The 16,875-nt window shown below is 72.8% G+C and carries 12 protein-coding genes and 1 pseudogene; 8 read left to right on the forward strand and 5 right to left on the reverse strand.

All coding sequences use genetic code 11. The annotated features are described in order from the left end of the window. Window positions 1-2: 2 nt before the first annotated feature. From ABD329_RS43150 to ABD329_RS43175, 6 genes are all read left to right on the forward strand, one after another. On the forward strand, window positions 3-827 hold the full coding sequence (locus ABD329_RS43150) for a MetQ/NlpA family ABC transporter substrate-binding protein (protein ID WP_198281740.1): 825 nt from the start codon (window positions 3-5) through the stop codon (window positions 825-827). Between the two features lie 198 nt (window positions 828-1,025). Next, window positions 1,026-1,673 carry a GNAT family N-acetyltransferase gene (locus ABD329_RS43155; RefSeq protein ID WP_198281741.1) on the forward strand — a complete coding sequence of 216 codons (648 nt, stop codon included), beginning with the start codon at window positions 1,026-1,028 and terminating at the stop codon, window positions 1,671-1,673. Window positions 1,674-2,007: 334 nt separating this feature from the next. After that, entirely contained in the window at window positions 2,008-3,258 is a 1,251-nt protein-coding gene (gene cbiE / locus ABD329_RS43160; RefSeq protein WP_198281742.1) for a precorrin-6y C5,15-methyltransferase (decarboxylating) subunit CbiE, read from the forward strand. Window positions 3,259-3,538: 280 nt separating this feature from the next. Next, on the forward strand, window positions 3,539-7,726 hold the full coding sequence (gene cobT / locus ABD329_RS43165) for a nicotinate-nucleotide--dimethylbenzimidazole phosphoribosyltransferase (RefSeq protein WP_344317888.1): 4,188 nt from the start codon (window positions 3,539-3,541) through the stop codon (window positions 7,724-7,726). A 107-nt stretch (window positions 7,727-7,833) separates the two neighbouring features. Next, on the forward strand, window positions 7,834-9,054 hold the full coding sequence (cobA, locus tag ABD329_RS43170) for a uroporphyrinogen-III C-methyltransferase (RefSeq protein ID WP_198281522.1): 1,221 nt from the start codon (window positions 7,834-7,836) through the stop codon (window positions 9,052-9,054). Between the two features lie 82 nt (window positions 9,055-9,136). Further along, window positions 9,137-9,955: a TrmH family RNA methyltransferase gene (locus ABD329_RS43175; protein WP_198281521.1), complete on the forward strand. Its 819-nt coding sequence runs from the start codon at window positions 9,137-9,139 to the stop codon at window positions 9,953-9,955. A gap of 473 nt (window positions 9,956-10,428) precedes the next feature. On the opposite strand, the gene ABD329_RS43180 is transcribed toward ABD329_RS43175, so the two are convergent. After that, window positions 10,429-11,811: a serine/threonine-protein kinase gene (locus tag ABD329_RS43180; protein WP_344317890.1), complete on the reverse strand. Its 1,383-nt coding sequence runs from the start codon at window positions 11,809-11,811 to the stop codon at window positions 10,429-10,431. Window positions 11,812-12,279: 468 nt separating this feature from the next. Here ABD329_RS43180 and ABD329_RS43185 point away from each other — a divergent pair, with 468 nt between their 5' ends. Next, complete coding sequence (locus ABD329_RS43185; protein WP_037951761.1) at window positions 12,280-12,516, forward strand: hypothetical protein; 237 nt, start codon at window positions 12,280-12,282, stop codon at window positions 12,514-12,516. Window positions 12,517-12,791: 275 nt separating this feature from the next. After that, window positions 12,792-13,010 carry a hypothetical protein gene (locus ABD329_RS43190; RefSeq protein WP_198281881.1) on the forward strand — a complete coding sequence of 73 codons (219 nt, stop codon included), beginning with the start codon at window positions 12,792-12,794 and terminating at the stop codon, window positions 13,008-13,010. A gap of 201 nt (window positions 13,011-13,211) precedes the next feature. Here ABD329_RS43190 and ABD329_RS43195 read toward each other — a convergent pair whose 3' ends face one another. The 4 genes and pseudogenes from ABD329_RS43195 to ABD329_RS43210 all read right to left on the reverse strand — a co-directional run. Next, window positions 13,212-14,351: a methyltransferase domain-containing protein gene (locus ABD329_RS43195; protein ID WP_198281882.1), complete on the reverse strand. Its 1,140-nt coding sequence runs from the start codon at window positions 14,349-14,351 to the stop codon at window positions 13,212-13,214. Then, complete coding sequence (locus tag ABD329_RS43200; protein WP_344317891.1) at window positions 14,348-15,235, reverse strand: radical SAM/SPASM domain-containing protein; 888 nt, start codon at window positions 15,233-15,235, stop codon at window positions 14,348-14,350. Before ABD329_RS43200 ends, ABD329_RS43195 begins: the two co-directional genes overlap by 4 nt. Before the next feature lie 617 nt (window positions 15,236-15,852). After that, window positions 15,853-16,293, reverse strand: coding sequence for a hypothetical protein (locus ABD329_RS43205; protein ID WP_198277518.1), 441 nt, complete (start codon window positions 16,291-16,293; stop codon window positions 15,853-15,855). Window positions 16,294-16,348: 55 nt separating this feature from the next. Then, window positions 16,349-16,875 (reverse strand): annotated as a pseudogene (locus ABD329_RS43210) (helix-turn-helix domain-containing protein); the annotation flags it as partial.

The raw sequence follows: 16,875 nt of genomic DNA on the forward strand, positions 1-16,875 counted from the left end.
TCGTGCGTAACACCACCAAGACCGTCACCACCGTCCTCGCCGCCGGAGCGCTCGCCCTCGGTGTCGCCGCGTGCGGCGCCCCGGGTTCGTCGGACGACAAGAACGGCGCGCTGGTCGTCGCCGCGAGCCCCGTCCCGCACGCGGAGATCCTCAACTACGTCAAGGACCACCTGGCCGACAAGGCGGGCCTCAAGCTGGAGGTGAAGGAGTTCACCGACTACAACACGCCGAACCTGTCCACCCAGGACGGCTCGGTCGGCGCCAACTACTTCCAGAACAAGCCGTTCCTCGACGACTTCAACAAGAAGAAGGGCACCGACATCGTGCCCGTCGTCACCGTGCACCTCGAGCCGCTCGGCCTCTACTCGCACAAGGTGAAGAAGGCCGACCAGCTCAAGAAGGGCGCCACCGTGGCCGTCCCGAGCGACACGGTCAACGAGGCCCGCGCGCTGAAGCTGCTGGACGCCCATGGCGTCATCAAGCTCAAGAGCGGCGTCGGCAACGAGGCCACCCCCAAGGACATCACCGCCAACCCCAAGGGCCTGAAGTTCAAGGAGCTGGAGGCCGCCCAGCTGCCGCGGTCGCTCGATGACGTGGACGCCGCGGTCGTCAACGGCAACTACGCCATCGAGGCGCACCTCAAGCCCGCCAAGGACGCCATCATCCTCGAGTCGCCCAAGAACAACCCGTACGCCAACTTCCTGGCCGTGAAGAAGGGCAACGAGGACGACCCGCGCGTGAAGAAGCTGGCCAAGCTCCTCACCTCCCCGCAGGTGAAGAAGTTCATCAAGGACCAGTACCAGGGCTCCGTGCTGCCGTCCTTCTGATCCCGCGGCACACCGTCAGCACCGCAACGAATTCGCCAACGTTTCCCGCCCGCCGGCGGATCCCCGAGGCTCCGCATCCGGATCGTGACCGGATGCGGAGCCTTCCGATTCACCCCCCGTGCTGCGTTTCCCCTGGGTGATGCTGCATGCTGGGCATTTCCACGGCCCAGACAACGACCCCCGGTTACGGAGCGGCGCATGACATCCACCTTCCCGGACATCTCCATCAGCACGGAACGGCTGGTGCTGCGCCCGTTCGAGGAAGCGGACATACCCGCGCTCGCCGACATGATGAACGACGAAAGCGTCATCGCCTGGACCCGGGCGCCCTATCCGTACAACCTCGGCGACGCCCGCGACCAGGCGCTGCGGCTCGCCCCCGCGGAACGGACCACCGGGCGCGGAATCGTCTTCGCGGTCGCCGAATTCCTCACCCAGCGGCTCGTCGGCATCGTGCATCTGCGCAATACCGACTGGCGGCTGCTGGCCACCGAGGTCAGCTATATCGTCGCCCACTGGGCGCGCGGTGAGGGCTATGCCTCGGAGTCGGTGCTGGCCGTGGCCCGCTGGCTGTTCCAGGACCAGAAGTTCGAGCGCCTGGAGCTGCGCACCGCCGCCGGCAACACCGCCGCCCAGCAGGTCGCCCAGAAGGTCGGCTGCATCAGCGAGGGCGTACTGCGCCACGCCTGGATAGCCCGCACCCAGACGGAGGACGGCGGCTGGACCGATCTGCGCACCGACCTCATCGTCTGGAGCCTGCTCGCCGAGGACCTCGACGGCGCCACCGGCCAGCTCTCCGGACCCGACGGCTTCGGCGTCTACCCCAGCCACTCCGACTGGGGCTGATCCGGCCGGGGCCGACACCCCCACCGCACCCCGGACGGGGCGGACATCCGGCGCATTCGCGCCGTCCGCGCCCTCGGCGCACCACCCCAGCGCCCGCCCCCGCTCCGGCGGTCCGGACCAGCCGGGGTACTCTCTGTCCGCGCTGAGCACCCGCGCCTCGGCGGCGCCCGGGGCCGTGACCCGCGCATCCGCGGCGCACCGGCCGCGACCCGCCCGTGGAGCCTCACGGGCACCGCACCGCGACGCATCCGCGCCCCACCGCGACGCACCCGACAGGCCCGACCCGCCGCACACAACAGACCCGACCCGCCACACATAGGGGAGAACAAGGACGATGGCCGACCGCGTCACGGTGATCGGTTGGGACGGTACCCCGCTCACGGACGCGGCCCGCTCCGCCCTCGGCGCGGCCACCCTCGTGGCCGGCGCCGCCCATCACCTGGCGCTGCCCGAAGTCCCGCCCGGAGCCGAGCGGATCCGGCTCGGCAGCGTGGACCTCGCGGCCCGCAGGATCGCCCAGCACCGCGGCTCCGCCGTGGTCCTGGCCGACGGCGACCCCGGCTTCTTCGGCGTCGTCCGCGCCCTGCGCGCCCCCGAGCACGGGCTCGAGGTCGAGGTCGTCCCCGCCGTCTCCTCCGTCGCCACCGCCTTCGCGCGGGCCGGAATGCCCTGGGACGACGCCCAGGTCGTCGTCGCCCACAGCCGCGATCTGCGCCGCGCGGTCAACGTCTGCCGCGCCCACACCAAGGTCGCCGTCCTCACCTCGCCCGGCGCGGGGCCCGCCGAACTCGCGCTGCTGCTCGGCCCGGTGCACCGCACCTTCGTCATCTGCGAGGCCCTGGGCACCGAGCGCGAGCAGGTCACCGTGCTGACCTCCGACAAGGCCGCCGACCACGCCTGGCGCGACCCCAACGTCGTCATCGTCATCGGCGGCTCCGGCATAGCGCCCGTCGGCGGCTCGTCGGCCGGTGCCGCCCGCGGCGCGCTCCAGAGCGGCGGCTGGATCGCCGGACGCGACCCCGGCTACCCGGGCGCCGTCCGCGGCTGGGCGCTGCCCGGCCCCGCGTACGGCACCGCGCTGAGCGAGAGCGAGTCCCCGCAGCTGCGCGCCCTCCAACTCGCCCGCGTCGGGCCCCGCCTCGGCGACCTGGTCTGGGACATCGGCGCGGGCAGCGGCGCGGCGGCCATCGAGACCGCCGGGTTCGGCGCCGCCGTCATCGCCGTCGACCGCGATCCGGACGCCTGTGAGCGCACCGCCACCCTGGCCCGCCGCTTCGCCGTACAGCTCCAGGTGGTCCAGGGCGTCGCCCCCGAGGTGCTGGAGGACCTGCCGGAGCCGGATGTGGTGCGGATCGGCGGCGGGGGCGCGCCCGTGGTCGCCGCGTGCGCCGCGCGCCGCCCCGAGCGCATCGTCACGCAGGCCGCGACCCGGGACGAGGCGGAGGCCGTCGGCGCGGCGCTGGAGGACGGCGGCTACGCCGTCGAATGCGTACTCCTCCAGTCCGTCGAACTGGACACGCGGGGCTGGACGGAACGGGAGCGCGCGGTCGCCTTCATGCTGTGCGGCCACCGCCCGCACCAGTGATTTTGTCCTTGTGACGTTCGCCCCGAGCTTCGCCCCGGTGACCTGCTCGAGACAGTGCGCGGGGTAGGCTGGCGGATCGTTGTACTGCCTTTACCGCTGCCCGGCGTTCGGCGCTTTATTGGCCAAAGGCCGGAATGTGCCCCTCCCTTGGTGGGGCCGCGGTAGGCAAGGCTCGGGCGTGTCTACGTGCCGCGCACGGCGCATGCTCGTTCTTGCTCAGGGGGCTTGCTCTCGGCGGTAGGCGGTTGGAAGGAGCACTAGCGATGGGCGAGGGGTACGCATGACCGACACCGGCCAGGTCCCGGGCGAGGGACTGCCGGAGAACGCAGGCGGACGACTCGGACACCCGCACCCGGCGGATGTCCATGCCCCGCCCGCCGACGCCGGTTACATCGAACAGCCACAGCCCGGTGTCCCGCCCGGCACCGCCTACACCTTCCTCGACGGCTCCGAGCACGCGGGCGAGGAGGACGACCTGCTGCTGATGCCGGGCGCCCAGGGCGCCTGGAGCGAGCAGCAGGCCCAGTACCAGACCGGGGCGTACGAGGCGGGGGTGCTCGACCCCGCCGCGTACGCCGAGACCCAGATGCCCGAGCCGCAGCCCGTGGCGGAGCAGCCCGTACCGCAGCCGGCCCCCGCCCCGGCCGCGTACGTGGCGCCCACCGCCCCCTCCCGGCGGCCGCTCCACATGGGCCCGCCGGTGCCCGACACCTCCGGCGGCGTGGTGCGTTCGCTCGCCGACCGGGGCCCGGCGGCGGGTCGGCACGCCGCGCCCGTACGCCAGCCGGAGCCCCAGCCGCAGGCGGCGCCGGAGCAGCAGGCCGTTCCGGAGGTTCTGGAGCCGCAGCTCGCGCCGGAGCCGCAGCCGCAGGTGCCCCCTCAGGGGGCGACGCAGTCGGAGGTGCGGCCCGAGCCGCAGCCGGAGTACGGGGTGGGGGCCCAGCAGGGTGTCCCGGCGTCCGAGCAGGGCGGGATGCCCGAGCAGCAGTTCGCCGGACCCGAGCAGTTCGTCATGCCCGAGCAGCCGTTCGCGGCGCCTGAGCAGTTCGTCGTTCCCGAGCAGCAGCCGGTCATGCCTGGGCAGCAGCCGGTCATGCCCGAGCCGCCGCTGGCGGCGGACTACTCCACCGCGCCGCAGTACGCCGCCGGGCCGCAGTACTTCACCCCGCAGCCCGACGACCCGGGGCGGCTCCCCGGGCCCCAGCTCGCGGACCTCTCGCAGCTCGTCGACGCCCCGCCGCCGGGGGACGCGTGGGACTCCACGCCGCCGGTACAGCAGGCCGTGCCCGTGGAGACGGGCGTTCCGGCCGAGGAGCCGCAGGTAGCGGAGGTGCCCGAAGCGGAGCCCGCTCCCGAGCAGTTCGCCCAGCCCGAGGCGGTGGCGCCGGAGGTGGTGGCGCCCGAGTCGGTGGCACCGGAGGCGCAGCCGGTCCCGATGGACCAGGCGTATGTGGACCCGGCTGCCGTGGATCCGCACCAGACGGGCGCGAGCATTCCGGCTCAGGCCGGGGCGCCCGTCGTGGAGCCCGCCCCGCGGGCCGCCGTGGTCGAGGAGCAGGTCGTCGAGATCCCGGCCCAGGCCCAGACCGAGCCCGTCACCGAACAGCCCGAGGCCCGGCCCGCCCCGGCTCCGGTAGCGGAGGCCGCACCGGAGATTCCGGCGCAGCTGGCCCATGAGCCGATCGCGATCGAGATGCCGCCCGCTCCCGCCGCCGAGGCCCCAGCTGAGGAGGCCGTTCAGCAACTCCCGGAGCAGCCCGCCGAGACGGTGGAGCAGCCCGCCGCCGACCCGGGTCACTCGATAGTGGCCGACGAGACGCCTCAGCCCGAGGCGTCCGCCGCCGCCGAGGAACCGGCCGCCGCCGAACCGCAGGCTGAGGCGGAGACCGAGTCCGCACCGGAGGCCGAGTCCGTACCGGAGGCCGAGTCCGTACCGGAGGCCGAGGCCGCGACGCCGGAGGAGCCCGCCGAGGCGGCGACCCCTGAGGTCGTGGCCGAGGCGGTGGCTGAGCAGCCGTCACCGGAGGAGCAGGCTCCCGAGGCCGAAGCGGCGGATACCCCGGAGCCCGAGACCGCCGCGAGCGAAGCTCCCGAGGCGGAGGCGCCCGAGCCCGCCGAGGCCGAGGCGGCGCCCGCCGAGCCGGAGGCGGAAGCGGCCACCGAGGCAGCGCCGGAGGCCGGTACGGACGCCACCGAGCCCACGGATCAGGCAGGGGTGGAGGCCCAGCCCGCCGAGGACGAGGCCACGGCCCCCGAAACGGCCCCCGAAACTGCTCCCGAAGGCGAAGCCACCGAGCCCGGGGCCGACGAGCCGGTCCAGGTCACCGAGCAGGAGGCCACGGAGCCGGAGGCCGGTGCCCCGGAGGCCACCGAGCCCGAGGCCGAGGCGGTGGAACCCACCGAGCCCGAGGCCGAGACCGCAGAACTGGAGACCACGGACGCGGAAGCCGCCGAGCCGGACGCCGCCGAGCCCGAAGCCACGGAGCCCGACGCCGCCGAATCCGAAGTCGCCGCCGAGGCCGTCGCCCCCGAGCCGGACCCCAAGCCCGAATCGGAACCCGAGACGGCCCCCGAGGACGTGAACCCCGAGGACGCCACCGCCGAGACGATCCCCGAGACGGCCCCCGAATCCGCAGCGGAACCGGAGCCGGGGCCGGAGCCGCAGCCGGACTCCGAGCCCCAGTCGGAAACCGAGCCGGAGCTCGAGCCCGAAGCGGTTCCCCTCCCCGTCGGCCCCCGCGCCGAGGGATACGACGAGGCCGAGCGCGCCGCCGTCCACCGCGTGATGCGCGAGCGCCGGGACATCCGTAACGGCTTCCGGCCCGACCCCATCCCGGACGAGGTGCTGCTGCGCGTCCTCGAGGCCGCGCACACCGCGCCCAGCGTGGGGCACTCCCAGCCGTGGGACTTCGTCGTGATCCGCTCGGCGGAGACCCGGCGGGCCATGCACGAGCTGGCCATGCGCCAGCGGGACGCGTACGCCAAGTCCCTCCCCAAGGGCCGGGCCAAGCAGTTCAAGGAACTGAAGATCGAGGCCATCCTCGAGACCCCGGTCAACATCGTCGTGACCGCCGACCCCACCCGCGGCGGCCGCCACACCCTCGGCCGGCACACCCAGCCGCAGATGGCGCCGTACTCCTCCGCGCTCGCGGTGGAGAACCTCTGGCTCGCCGCCCGCGCCGAGGGCCTCGGCGTCGGCTGGGTCAGCTTCTTCGACGAGCGCGAGATGGTGCGGGAGCTCGGGCTGCCCGAGCATCTGGAGGTCGTGGCGTATCTGTGCATCGGATACGTCGACGAGTTCCCGGAGGAGCCCGAGCTGATGAAGGCCGGGTGGTCCAAGCGCCGCCCGCTGTCCTGGGTCGTCCACGAGGAGTCGTACGGCCGCCGCACCCTGCCCGGCGGGGACCCGCACAATCTGCTCCAGGAGACCCTGCGGGGCATCCGCCCGCTGGACGCCAAGGCGCTCGGCGAGGCATGGGAGCGGCAGAAGCGGATGACCAAGCCGTCCGGCGCGCTCGGCATGCTGGAGATCATCTCCGCCCAGCTGAGCGGGTTGTCCCGGCAGTGCCCGCCGCCGATCCCGGAGCCCGCCGCCGTCGCGATCTTCGCGGGCGACCACGGGGTGCACGCCCAGGGCGTCACCGCCTGGCCGCAGGAGGTCACCGGCCAGATGGTGGCCAACTTCCTGGGCGGCGGCGCGGTCTGCAACGCCTTCGCCGCCCAGGTGGGCGCCGAGGTGTGCGTCGTGGACGTCGGGGTGGCGAGCGATCTGCCCAGCACCCCCGGACTGCTGCCGCGCAAGGTGCGGGCGGGCACCGGAGACTTCACCGTCGGCCCCGCGCTCACCCGCGAGGAGGTGCTGCGCGCCATCGAGGTGGGCATCGAGACGGCCCGCGATCTGGTGGCCGCCGGGAACAAGGCGCTGCTCACCGGCGAGATGGGGATCGCCAACACCACCGTGTCGGCCGCCCTGGTCTCCATCTACACCGGCGCCGACCCGGCCGAGGTGACCGGGCGCGGCACGGGCATCAACGACGAGATGCACGCCCGCAAGATCGATGTCGTACGGCGCGGGCTCGAGCTGCACCAGCCCGATCCGGCCGACCCCATCGGCGTCATGTCGGCGTTCGGCGGGCTGGAGCACGCCGCGATCGCCGGGCTGCTGCTGGGCGGCGCCTCGCTGCGTACGCCCGTGATCCTGGACGGGGTGAGCGCGGGCGCCGCCGCGCTGGTCGCCCGGGCCATCGCGCCCGAGGTGCTGGCGGCCTGCATCGCGGGCCACCGCAGCGCCGAGCCGGGCCATGTGGCGGCCCTGAACAAGCTGGGTCTGCGCCCCCTGGTCGACCTGGATCTGCGGCTGGGCGAGGGCACCGGGGCGCTGCTGGCCCTCCCGGTGGTGCAGAGCGCCGCACGGGCGATGCACGAGGTGGCCACGTTCGACTCCGCAGGGGTCACGGAGAAGAACTGATGGGTGCCCCCGCCGCGTAGGGTGTCGGCGGGGGCCCCGCCCCACAGACGATCAGCCGCTCCAGCGCCGCAGCGGCCGTTGCTTCGCACGAGGAGAGCCGCACCGCCATGTCCGAAAACTTCGCATACCCGGTCGGGCTGCGCCTTTCCGGGCGGCGTGTCGTCGTCCTCGGGGCGGGTCAGGTCGCCCAGCGCCGGCTGCCCGCGCTGATAGCGGCCGGTGCGGACATCCTGCTGATCTCGCCGTCCGCCACCGCCTCCGTCGAGGCCATGGCCGAGGCGGGGGAGGTGCGCTGGGAGCGCCGCCGCTACCAGGACGGCGACTTCGAGGGCGCCTGGTACGTCCTGATCACCACCGACGACCCGGAGGCCAACGCCGCCGCGTCCGCCGAGGCCGAGGCGCGCCGCGTCTGGTGTGTGCGCAGCGACGACGCCGAAGCCGCCTCTGCCTGGACCCCGGCCACCGGGCGGAGCGAGGGCGTCACCGTCGCCGTCCTCACCGGGCGGGACCCGCGCCGCTCCGCCGCCGTACGGGACGCCGTGGTGGAGGGGCTGCGCGACGGCACCCTCGCCGCGCCCCGCCACCGCACCCGCGGCCCCCATGTGGCGCTGGTCGGCGGCGGCCCCGGCGATCCGGACCTGATCACCGTGCGCGGCCGCCGCCTGCTCGCCGAGGCGGACGTGGTGGTGGCCGACCGCCTCGGCCCGCGCGATCTGCTCGATGAACTGCCGCCGCACGTCGAGGTGATCGACGCGGCGAAGATCCCCTACGGCCGATTCATGGCCCAGGAGGCGATCAACAACGCGCTGATCGAGCACGCCAAGGCGGGCAAGTCGGTGGTCCGCCTCAAGGGCGGCGACCCCTTCGTCTTCGGGCGCGGCATGGAGGAGGCGGAGGCGCTCGCCGAGGCCGGTATCCCGTGCACCGTCGTGCCCGGCATCTCCAGCTCCATCAGCGTCCCGGGCGCGGCCGGGATCCCGGTGACCCACCGGGGCGTCGCGCATGAGTTCACGGTGGTCAGCGGCCATGTCGCCCCCGACGACCCCAGCTCCCTGGTGGACTGGGCGGCGCTGGCGAGGCTGCGCGGCACGCTGGTGCTGCTCATGGCCGTCGAGAAGATCGGCGCCATCGCCGCGGCCCTCGTCGCCCACGGCCGGGCCGCCGACACCCCCGTCGCCGTGGTGCAGGAGGGCACCACCCCGGCCCAGCGCCGGGTGGACGCGACGCTCGCCACCGTAGGGGAGAGGGCCGCGGCCGAGGGCGTACGGCCCCCGGCGGTCGTGGTGATCGGCGATGTCGTCGCCCTCTCGTCCCGTGACCACCGGTGACGCCAATCGAGACGTAACCGCCGGTAACTTATTCGCGTCGGGCTCATTGGCACCGCATCCAGGACAAGGCAGTATCACTTAAGTGGCTGATCTCATCACCGTCGATGATCCGGACGACCCGCGGCTGAGCGACTACACGGGTCTGACCGATGTGGAGCTACGACGCAAGCGGGAGCCGGCCGAGGGCCTGTTCATCGCCGAGGGCGAGAAGGTGATCCGGCGCGCCCGGGTCGCCGGTTACGAGATGCGCTCGATGCTGCTGTCATCCAAGTGGGTCGATGTGATGCGGGACGTGATCGAGGACGTCCCCGCCCCCGTCTACGCCGTCAGCCCCGAACTGGCCGAACGCGTGACGGGCTACCACGTCCACCGCGGCGCCCTCGCCTCCATGCAGCGCAAGCCGCTGCCGGACGCGGGGACGATCCTGGCGGGCGCGCGGCGCGTCGCCATCATGGAGTCCGTCAACGACCACACCAACACCGGCGCCATCTTCCGCAGCGCGGCGGCCCTCGGCATGGACGCCGTGCTGCTCTCCCCGGACTGCGCCGACCCCCTCTACCGGCGCTCGGTCAAGGTCTCCATGGGCGCCGTCTTCTCCGTTCCGTACGCCCGGCTGGAGAGCTGGCCGCGCGGGCTCGAGACGGTCCGGGAGGCGGGCTTCAAGATCCTCGCGCTGACCCCCGACGAGAAGGCCACCACCATCGACGAGGCGGCCCCGCACCGCCTGGAGCGGGTCGCGCTGATGCTGGGCGCGGAGGGCGACGGGCTCTCCACCCAGGCGCTGATGGCCGCGGACGAGTGGGTCCGGATCCCCATGGCCCACGGCGTGGACTCCCTCAACGTGGGCGCGGCGGCGGCGGTCGCCTTCTACGCGGTCACGTCGGGCAGACCGGGGCTCTGACCGCCAGGGGGCGGCGGCCGTGTGGCAGGGGCTTCGCCCCTGACCCCCGGGCCCCCGGGGGTCAGGACCCCGGCCCCTGACCCCCAGAGGTCTGGACGCTTGGCCCTTGGCTCCTGGACCCCAGGGGGCTGGACCCTTGGCCCTTGGCTCCTGGACCCCAGGGGGCTGGACGCTTGGCCCTTGGCTCCTGGACCCCAGGGGGCTGGACGCTTGGCCCTTGGCTCCTGGACCCCAGGGGGCTGGACGCTTGGCCCTTGGCCCCTGGACCCCAGGGGTCTGGACGCTTGGCCCTTGGCCCCTGGACCCCAGGGGTCTGGGGCGGAGCCCCGCCTTCCAGCCCCTCCAGGGGGTACTTCCCAGTGGTAGCTGGGGGAGTTTGCGGAGCGGGGTCTGGGGCGGAGCCCCAGTTGTGGGAAGGGGCGGGGAGAGGGAGGCATCGATGTGCGGCTCCGCCGCGCGGCCCGCCGCAGGCGTCACGCCCCGTCGGACACGCCCTGGCGGCCGTCAGGTTCGACCGCCACCGGGTCCGCCACCGGGCCCGCCGCCGAGCCCGGTGCCGAGTCCGGCGCCGCAAACGAAACCGACTCCGTCGGCCTGGGCGGCGCGCCGCCCAGGCCGTTCGCCGGGCCCTGACAGCCCTGCGCCGCCGCGATCCCCAGCGCCACCAGCAGCGTCACCACGACGAACACGGTCAGCCGCTGCCGCAGCAGCCGGCGGTTGGGACCGCTGGGGCGGCGTCCGTTCGGCGAGGTGCGCACGGTCTGGGCCGGGCGCCCGTTGCGCGCGGGCGGCCTCGGGCCACCCCGGCGCTGCGCCGGACGCGCGGGCGTGTTCCGCCCCGAGGGGCGGCCCGAGGACCCGCCCGTACTGGCTCCCGGTCGCTGGGCCGGGGGCCCGCTCCGCGGCGCGGGCGTACCGCCGGAGCGCCGCTCCGTGTGCTGGTCGGCGTACGCCTCGGGGCGCCGCGCCGGGGGGCGGCCCGGCCCGCCGCCGTAGCCCCCGGCCCCGGCCCCGGCCCCGGCTCCGGCGTGGCCGTGTGCCTCGCGCGCCGCGATCTCCTTCAGCCGCAGCGACAGTTGCAGGGTGCTCGGCCGGTCCTCCGGGTCCTTCGCCAGGCAGGCGTGGAGCAGCGGTGCCAGGGCGTCCGGGACGCCCAGCAACTGCGGCTCCTCATGGACCACCCGGTACAGCATCACCTCGGAACTGCCGTGCCCGAACGGCGAGTCCGCCGTCGAGGCGTACGCGAGCGTGGCGCCCAGCGCGAAGACGTCGGTCGCCGGGGTCACCGCCGCGCCCCGCACCTGCTCGGGCGCGAGGAAGCCGGGCGAGCCGACCGCCGTGCCCACGTGGGTGAGGGTGCTGGCCCCGGTCGCCCAGGCGATGCCGAAGTCGATGATGCGCGGGCCCTTGGGCGAGAGCAGGATGTTGGAGGGCTTGAGGTCGCGGTGGACGACCCCGGCCTCATGGACCGCCAACAGTCCCTCCGCCAGCGCCGACCCGATCGACGCGACCTGGGCGGCGGGCAGCGGGCCCTCCTCGTTCACCTTGTCGTGGAGGGAGGGGCCCGGTACGTACTGGGTGGCGAACCAGGGGCGGTCGGCCTCCAGGTCGGCGGCGACCAGCCGGGCCGTACAGCCGCCGCGGATCCGCCGCGCGGCGGAGACCTCCCGGGCGAACCGGGACCGGAACTCCCGGTCCTCGGCGAGGTCCGGCCGGATCACCTTCAGGGCCACCCGCTGTCCGCGCCGGTCGGAGCCGAGGTAGACCACCCCCATGCCGCCCGCGCCGAGCCGCCGGTGGAGGCGGAAGGAGCCGACGACACGCGGGTCCTCGCGCCGGAGCCGCATCATCGCCATGTCCGTCCCCTACCTCCGGTGGGGAGGCCCCTAGGGCCTGTCCGGAGTTGTGATCTGGGCTCGCGGGGCGTGGCACGCACGCTCGCGGCGTTGCCGAAATGCCCTGGTAGCTCCGCTACGAGGGCCTTCCGGCGCCTTGCGATCGCACGCACCACGCCCCGCTCCCTGATCCAGATCACAACTCCAGACAGGCCCTAACCCCTGGTGGGGAGCCCCATCCGCTGCCGTCTGCTTGCCGTTTGCCGTCGAACTGCCGTCGGTTCGCCGCTGTTGTTCCGTTGTCGTCCGTCTGACGTGCACAGCTTACGGATTGACGGCCCCTCGCGCTGAGAGGCCGCGCATGCGTCGGCCGATGGATTGTCAGTGGTGCCTGGGATCCTGGAGAAGTGGGCCGGAATCGTGGCAATCCGCGCTCGGGCCCGCTGCTGCGTGATCTCAAAAGGCTGTCTCAGAAGGGGGATTGAGACCGTGAAGGGTGATCGTGTGGAGATAGTCGTGGATGCGGGGGACACGACGCGGACATATGAAGTGGTGGCCACCAGGGCGGGCCGGAGGGTCGAGACGGCGGTCCGGCGGGGGGTGGTGGAAGTGAGCGAAGTCACCCGTAATGGGTCCGTGGTGCGGACGGCCCGCTTCATGGCCAACCGGGTCCTGGCCCTGGTGGAGCAGCCGGTGCCGCGGAGTGAGGAGGGGGAGGGTGAGTAGGCCCCGCACAGGCTCGGAGGGGCACACTCCGCTGACTCCGGAGGGATCGCTTCCGTGGTCCCCTCCGGGAAGACCCCAAGGCGTGAGGGCGCGTCTCCACCCAGGGGAGTAGTCGACGCCTCCCGGGGTCATCCTCCGGGAGGCCCGGCAATCGGTACGAAGGCATGACGCCGAGGACGGGGGTGCGCGCCTAATGTTGTGGTCAAGCGGCGGGCGCAGCACTCGTCCCCCGAGGTCAGACGCTCGCCGCCCCCAGATGTGACGGAGGAGGGACGATGGCGGACACGGCTGGACGCACGCTCATCGGAACACGTCGTCGCAGGTCCGTGAGCGCGGCGGTGGACGCGTTCGGCGGCCCGCAGACCGGCACCCGCCATCCTCTGGTCGCGGCGGTGATGGTGCTGCCGATGGCCATCCTCCTGACCATCACCTTCGGCGGCTGGGACGCCGTCGTCACACAAGCGTCGTCCGTGGCGGGAATGCTGGGGCGCTGAGGCGCCCCGGGCCCGGGAGAGCGGCCCGGGCCGGGGACTTCCGGCCATTAACCCCGTGGGGACGGGGGTGCGGCGGACGGCACGAATGCCCGGACAGCTGGGGAGCTGTCCGGGCATCGCGCCTTTTCGGGGCCGATCCGGACCGCCGCCGTAAGGAACCCGTCAGCGGGGCCCGGCACCGGGCGGTAACTCCCGCCGGGATCAGCTCAGCTCGACGGACCACTTCCCGCGGCCGAGGAAGGTACGACCGTCGGGCATGATGTCCACGCGAGCCCCTCGCACCGGTAGCTCGCCGTTGCTGAGCCAGTAGTCGCGGACCTTGTCGAGGGCGTCCCACAGTCGGCGGGGGCCGCCTTGGTGCACGGTGGGCCGCTCGTTCCCGGTCGCCGTCGCCCGGGCCCACGATCCGTCGGCGTGTGCCATGAGCGCGACGCGCTGCTCGCCGTCCTCCCGGTACTCGTGCTCGATACCGGGCGCCTCGATGTCGAGCATGGACGCGAGGTCCCACGCGTTCGCCACGTCGACGACGGGGTACGGACCGCGAGTCACTTCATCTCCATCCAGCTCCGCGGCCTTGGCGAGGCGAACGGCCGCACCGGGCGGGTAGTCGTCACCGTGGCGAGCGTGCATGAACCCTGCCCGGTCCCACTCGACGCGCCCGGTCGCGCCCCCGTCCTCGTCCTTCTCGGCCGTGACGAGGAGGGAGGTACCGGCGATCGTGGTCACCAGCCGACCGCCGGGGCGGAGCACCCGAAGCCAGCTTTCGGGAATGGTGCGTACTGACACAGTGGCAACGATCCGGTCAAAACTCGCAGGCTCGTACGGCAGGTCTCCGGTCGCGTCGATCGTGTCGAGCGTGGGAGCGACCCCAGCCTCGCCCACCCGCTTGCGGGCGGCCTCGGTCAGGTAGAGGTCGACATCGACACTCGTCACCTGCTCGTCGCTCAGTCGGCGGGCAGCGAGGGCGGCCCCGTACCCGCTTCCCGTGCCCACGTCGAGCAGCCGGTCGCCCTCGTTGATGCGGGCGTGCTGGAACATGCCCACGACCAGGCTCGGCAGGGTGGCCGAGGACGTCGGCCGACCGTGCGGCCGGTCGGCCTCCGTGGCGTGGTCGGCGTGTAAGGGGCCGACACGGGTCACGAGCGAGGTGTCGCGGTACGCCGCGTCGAGCCAGCGATCCGGGTCTGAGGGGCCGTCGTGCAGTTCCCAGCCGTCCGAACCGCGCTCCCACCATCGGGGGACGAACAGGTGCCGTGGCGTGGCGGCGACGGCCGGTGCCCATCGGGAGTGCCGGTGTGTCGCGGCGCCGGCCAGAGCGGCGGCGCGGGTGGACCAGTTCACGCGTGGACTCCAAGGGAGGGAGGCGGGGCGGGTGCGAAGTGCTTCGGGGCGCAGGCGGGCGTACGGGCGGGGTCGCAGTCGTTCGAATCGGCCGGGGTACAGGCGTCGGCGCGCGGTTCGGGCACGGCTGCAATCATCTCGCCCCATCGTTCGCTGTGCAGGATCTCGGCGAGACGCTGTTCGCGGACGTTGCCGGCGACCATGAAGCGGCTGAGGATGCAGCCGGACACGGCCCCGTCGGGGGAGACGGACACGCGGTGCCGGAAGCAGTGCCCGCACAGCTCGGCGGCGGTCGGCGTGCTCGCGTCCGGCTCGGCCGCACGTCCGACCTTGCGCATGCGGTCGACCTGGATTTCCTTGATGCCGAGCCGGTGCAGCTCCGCTTTGGCCTGCTCGACGCGCTGCCCCTCGATCACTTCGACGATGCCGGCACGCATGGGGATACCGCGCCGGACCGCTTCGACGATGTTCGCCCTGGTGCGGTCGAGGCTTCCCCGCGTGCGGGTGATCTCCTCGTGCTGTGCCTTGTCGTCGCTGTAGTAGGACGTGGCGAGGCAGACGCCCTTACGGCTGAACGAGTCCCACAGCGACGGCCGTACGTGGCTGAGGTTCGAATACACCTCGACTTCGAGGTCGGCGTCGAGGGCTTCGTCGATGAACTGTGGCAGGTGCGGTGAGAAGGTCGGCTCGCCGCCGATGAACTGGACCAGGGGGATGCCCAGCTCGGCCACGTCCGCGATGACGTGCGACCAGTCCTGGCGAGTCATGTGCCCGGAGGGTGCCTGCGGGCTGCTGCCGGTGCAGCAGTGGGTACACCGGAGTTGGCAGGTCCCGGTGATCTCCAGCTCAATGGATTGGATACCGGCTACGACGGCTGTGTTCACGTGTGTGCCTCCATGACTAGATGGACGCGACCCTGACCCTGCGGTCGCCTGGGGTGGTGCACCGCCCCCCCGCGCCGCGGGGGAACCGGTAAAAACGCGGGGGCGGCGGTCAACGGGCGGCGTGCCTCGCTGGTTTCCGGCGGCGCCGGCCCGCCCTCGCCGGGGAGGGTTGGCACCCGGCGGGGGCGGGGGACTGTGGGGGCTTGGGCGGCATCAGCAGGGGAGCGGCGAGCAGGTTGTACCGGGCGTCGTAGTCGGTGACGCTGATGCGGTACGGCTCGGCGGCTGCGAGTGTCAGCAGGGCCTGCTCGTACTGGCCGGGTTCCTGAGCCCATGCGTATAGGTAGGCGTGAGGGCGGGGACACGTAGGCCCGGTGGGGACGACGGGAGCCCTCCCGAGACAGGGCTCGCCAGGGGGGGGAACAGGCGTGCGAGGCGCAGCGCTTCGGCTTGCACCCATCGGGCGGCCAGTCGAGGCGTGGGCGCTCGGTAGGTGGCGAGTATGACCTCGCGGGTGCCGCTGAGGTCGTGGGCGGTCGCAGAACAGTGGAAGGCGAGGGGGAGCCGCGCGGAAGTGTGTGCCGAGCCAGGCGGAGCGAGCGTCAACACAGCCGCGCTCACGGCTTACCCCCTCGGGCCTGGTGCCGCTGCTCGATGATGTGGTCGAGCTGGATTCGGTACAGCTCGACCTGCGCGGGTTCCAGAATCAGGACCGACTCGGACATGCCGCCGTCTTCGTGGTGGACCATGACCGGTAGGGCGGCCTGCTGCGCCCGGTGGTCGTAGATGACATCCCGTTTCAGGGGACTGACGTGGGTGACCGGCACGGGCACGGGGTGCAAGGTGTCACCGCTGGACGGGGCCGACCATTCCCGGCCACCTCCCGGCGGGCGCAGGTGGTAGGACGCCGAGCTTGCGCCCGGTACACGGACGACGACGCCGATCCGCCCGTTCTCCGCGAGGTCTGAGGCGAGGTCGCCGAGCCGGGGGCGAAACGGGGTGCCTGCGCTTAACTCGGCGCCCTGCGCGGGAAGTTGCTTCGAAGTCTGTTCGGCCATGCCTCGAAGCTAGGAGCAGGGCAGCAGCCGAATATGAACCGCAGGAATATCACCCTCATCCATCGAGGTGAAAGCGGTCTGACATGCGGCGCAGCTTCTCACGGGTGGTCGCTCGTTCGGCGTAGACGAGGCTACGCAGGGTTGACCGCGCAATGGGGTGGTTGCGGATGAGCTGGGGCGCGATGCGTTCGGCCTTCTCCAGTTCCGTCAACGCCTTGTCCCGGTCGCCATCCCAAAGCCAGGCGCGGGCAAGGTCCATGTGGTGGTGTCCCTGGCGGGAGTTAGGGAGCGCGGCGACAAGTTCCGAACTGGTCTTGCGGTTTATGGCCAGAGCCTTTCGCTGCTCGCGCATCTCAAGCGCAACGCTGATGGCGTGAATCTGGACGTTGCCTGGCGAGAACGTGAGCGAATGCCGGTCGTACAGCGGGGGGCCGGAGTATTCGCCCAATCGGTCTGCGGCGTCCTTGGCGTGCGCGATGCGGTCCTCGGCCTCCGCCCGGCTTCCGCCCCGTGCTGCCGAAACCGCCGCGCGCAGTTGCAGCGATCCCCATGCGCGAATGGCCAGCGGTTCGCCCTGGTCGT

This window comes from Streptomyces javensis, from assembly GCF_039525925.1.
Classification (GTDB): domain Bacteria; phylum Actinomycetota; class Actinomycetes; order Streptomycetales; family Streptomycetaceae; genus Streptomyces; species Streptomyces asiaticus.

What these genes read in the sequence shown, in the direction of transcription:
- ABD329_RS43155 (WP_198281741.1), top strand. Translation starts at nt 1,026, where the DNA reads ATGACATCCACCTTCCCGGACATCTCCATCAGCACGGAACGGCTGGTG.
- cbiE (WP_198281742.1), top strand. Translation starts at nt 2,008, where the DNA reads ATGGCCGACCGCGTCACGGTGATCGGTTGGGACGGTACCCCGCTCACG.
- cobT (WP_344317888.1), top strand. Translation starts at nt 3,539, where the DNA reads ATGACCGACACCGGCCAGGTCCCGGGCGAGGGACTGCCGGAGAACGCA.
- cobA (WP_198281522.1), top strand. Translation starts at nt 7,834, where the DNA reads ATGTCCGAAAACTTCGCATACCCGGTCGGGCTGCGCCTTTCCGGGCGG.
- ABD329_RS43180 (WP_344317890.1), bottom strand. Translation starts at nt 11,811, where the DNA reads ATGGCGATGATGCGGCTCCGGCGCGAGGACCCGCGTGTCGTCGGCTCC.
- ABD329_RS43190 (WP_198281881.1), top strand. Translation starts at nt 12,792, where the DNA reads ATGGCGGACACGGCTGGACGCACGCTCATCGGAACACGTCGTCGCAGG.
- ABD329_RS43205 (WP_198277518.1), bottom strand. Translation starts at nt 16,293, where the DNA reads ATGGCCGAACAGACTTCGAAGCAACTTCCCGCGCAGGGCGCCGAGTTA.